At 43.5% G+C, this 3037-nt stretch carries 3 protein-coding genes; 2 read left to right on the plus strand and 1 reads right to left on the minus strand.

Going from position 1 to position 3037, the window contains the following annotated elements:
• The coding region (locus tag ACEW8S_RS07680; RefSeq protein WP_373517579.1) for a pyridoxal-phosphate dependent enzyme at positions 1 to 223 on the minus strand (223 nt) is incomplete at its 3' end.
• Between the two features lie 252 nt (positions 224 to 475).
• On the opposite strand from ACEW8S_RS07680, the gene ACEW8S_RS07685 reads away from it, so the two are divergent.
• Together ACEW8S_RS07685 and ACEW8S_RS07690 are read left to right on the plus strand one after the other, a co-directional pair.
• Positions 476 to 1375: a hypothetical protein gene (locus ACEW8S_RS07685; protein WP_373517580.1), complete on the plus strand. Its 900-nt coding sequence runs from the start codon at positions 476 to 478 to the stop codon at positions 1373 to 1375.
• A gap of 323 nt (positions 1376 to 1698) precedes the next feature.
• Entirely contained in the window at positions 1699 to 2748 is a 1050-nt protein-coding gene (locus ACEW8S_RS07690; RefSeq protein WP_373517581.1) for a DUF4198 domain-containing protein, read from the plus strand.
• Positions 2749 to 3037 lie beyond the last annotated feature (289 nt).

Genomic DNA, 3037 nt, shown 5'->3' on the forward strand with positions numbered 1-3037 from the left:
TTACCTGTGGCGCGGTCGAGGGCATTACGATAAAGGCATCGATACCGCTATTTTTTGCGGCGAGGGAAAGGGCCTGGGCGAAATTCCCGGAAGAATGGGTGACCACTCCCTTATCCTTCTGTACATCCGTCAATTGCAAAACAGCGTTTGTGGCCCCTCTTATCTTATAGGTACCCGCTTTTTGAAAGTTTTCGCATTTGAAATGGATATCCCCTTTAGACATCCTATTTATCGATTTAGAGGTTAAAATGGGAGTTCTATGGATGTATCGCAGAATTTCTTTATGACATCGGAGCAGTGCTTCTTTTTGCATGGTAAGGGATATGAATTGCTCTTAAAACTACAAATTAATTGAACCGAACTTGTACCATTCCCAAAATTCAGGATGAAAATTAATGGAGAATTCAAAAAAAAAGATGCTTACATCCAACATTCAAAAAAAATCTGCGTTGTTAGTGTACCGATAATCAGAACTATGGCATCCGGGCAATACCATTTCGCTCTCCTAAATCGATTCAATTTCGTTTTCTCGATTGTTTGCATCCTTTTTTGCCATGCCCTATGCGGTGCGGCGGTGCAACAATCTTTTCAGTCTTCGATTGCCGGAGATTCATCCGAAGAAACATCCGAAACATCGCTATCAACACTTCCGAAATCGACCATTGAGATATCCGACCCCGATACGGATACGGTATGGACGGTCTCCGAAACGGCGAAAATCGAATGGGAAACGGAGAACATCGACCCTACAAAATCGATACGATTTTTCTTGGCCAAGGACGATATGGTGGTACAAGAACTGGGCAGTTTCAAGAACAATTCCCTTGCCGAGGACATAGCATTGGCCAAAAATGTCGGTTCGGGCGACCAATATCAAGTCGTAGGGATCGAACTGTTTCCCGCCAATAAATTTCAGGTGGCGAAGTATGCGACATCTTACTTTAGCATTCGCAACCCGATAGCCGATGCCCGAAAAAAAGCAGCTCTCGCCAAGCGCAGCAGTCCTGATGAGGATATATCACGAAACGAGTTCGAAGGCAGAAAAATATCCTACGTCAAGGAATTGAGCTTCACCAATGAAAATATAAGCGTAAGCCTATGGGACCACGGTCGGCAAGACGGCGACATCGTATCGATCTACCTGAACGGCGAGACCGTGGTTTCAAAGCACCATCTAACCTATAACAGAAAAAAAGTCAGCTTCAAATTGAATCCGGATAAGACGAACGAGCTTTTTCTTTATGCCCATAATTTGGGTACCACTCCCCCGAACACCGTATCGATAGAACTTACGGATGGTAGTACTTCGGAAAAGATTATTTTGAATTCGGATCTGAAAAGTTGCGAGGCGGTGCAAATTAAGGTCAAAAGTTAGGAAACCGTTTTGCAGCGACTGATTTCAGTTGAAAAAGAAGCAGCGCCAAATTTACTTCCGTTTCGATCTTCCCTTTTTTGATTTGAGCAAATCCCTGCCCAGGTCTATGGCCGAGGAATTCCATTGTCAAGTTATTCGCCACGCACGGCATACAATAAAGACTCGTTCTTTTAGGTATCGTGCAGCTTATTCTATTGTCCGTCAGATAGATTTGTCCTAGGAAATGGCATACGGCACATCGCTTTTTATGAAATCTATCATTATGTTATTTTAGTTATTTTTGAAACAATTTTTAAAATTTCGCATAATTCTATTTCGTAGCTATGAAAAAAATATATGTCGCACTGATCGCTTTTATCGTATTTAGCAGCCACGATATGTACCTTAAAATGGATACCTATTTTCTACACCCCGATAAGTCGGCAACTATAAAGCTTTTCAACGGGACCTTTGACAAAAGCGAAAACGTTATCGATCGCGACCGTATGATGGATGTGAGCCTTATCGGTAATGGAAATCGCTCTCAAGTAAAAGATGCTCAGTGGAGTGAAAAGGACAGTATTACCGTTTTAAATTTCAGAACAGGTGAAACGGGTACATGGGTAGCCGGAGTTTCTACGACTTCCCGAACTATCGAAATGACCGCAGCGGATTTCAACAATTATTTGGAACATGATGGGGTGCGGGACATGTTGGATAACCGTCGTAACAATAACAAACTTGAAAGTGATGCCGTGGAAAAATATTCGAAGCACGTAAAGGTTATCTTTCAGGTCGGTGACAAAAGAACGGATGACTGGCAAACCGAGTTGGGCTACCCGATCGAGTTTATCCCGCTCAGTAATCCCTATGACCTGAAAACAGGAGACGAGCTAAAAGTCAGACTTCTACTGAAAGGCGAACCGTTGGCCGACCAATTGGTCTACACGGGCTATGAAGAAACGGGACACGGGCATAGTCATGACCACGATCAAAAAGAGGATACCGATCATAGTCACAATAATGACGTAGGCGAAGCCAATACCGCGGAACACGGTCACAGTCATGGGCAGTACCATGAGGAAACCGAAGAAGACCACCAACATACTTCGGGTACGCAGCTTCGTACAGATAGCAACGGAATCGTAAATATCAAGCTCAAGGCCGATGGAATTTGGTATTTACGTGCTATCAACCTTATCGACTCCGAAGAATCCGGATTGACCCACGAGTCGAATTGGGCAACCTTGACCTTTGAAGTTACTCATGGGCACGGTAAGGATTCGCATGTCCATTCCTTAGAAGATGAAGGAGGTATCCCTTCGTATGTTTATTGGATCGGTAGTCTTATTCTGCTCGGAGGATTGTTCTTTTGGTTTAACAGAAAGAAGTAGATGGTAGGATCGATAAAGAAATTTTTTAGTACTTCCTTACTGTTGCTATGCCCCCTGTTACTTGCGGCCCATGGGGTCAGTTTAGCCGACCAGGAAATTTTGAACGATGGAGGCCTGTTGGCCTATATTTATGTGGGAGCCAAACACATGTGTAATCGGAAAATAAATCTGCACAGTTTTCGGTAAATAAGAATACACAGAAAATGGCAACAAGAATGCACAGTTAAAAGACCTTTCGGGGCATGCCCCGAAAGGTCTAAAATCCAATATTGACGGTTCACCAAAACCG

The sequence above is a fragment of the Pricia sp. genome, from assembly GCF_041745955.1.
Classification (GTDB): domain Bacteria; phylum Bacteroidota; class Bacteroidia; order Flavobacteriales; family Flavobacteriaceae; genus Pricia.

Coding starts and splice junctions, on each gene's coding strand:
- ACEW8S_RS07685 (WP_373517580.1), top strand. CDS start 476: ATGGCATCCGGGCAATACCATTTCGCTCTCCTAAATCGATTCAATTTC.
- ACEW8S_RS07690 (WP_373517581.1), top strand. CDS start 1,699: ATGAAAAAAATATATGTCGCACTGATCGCTTTTATCGTATTTAGCAGC.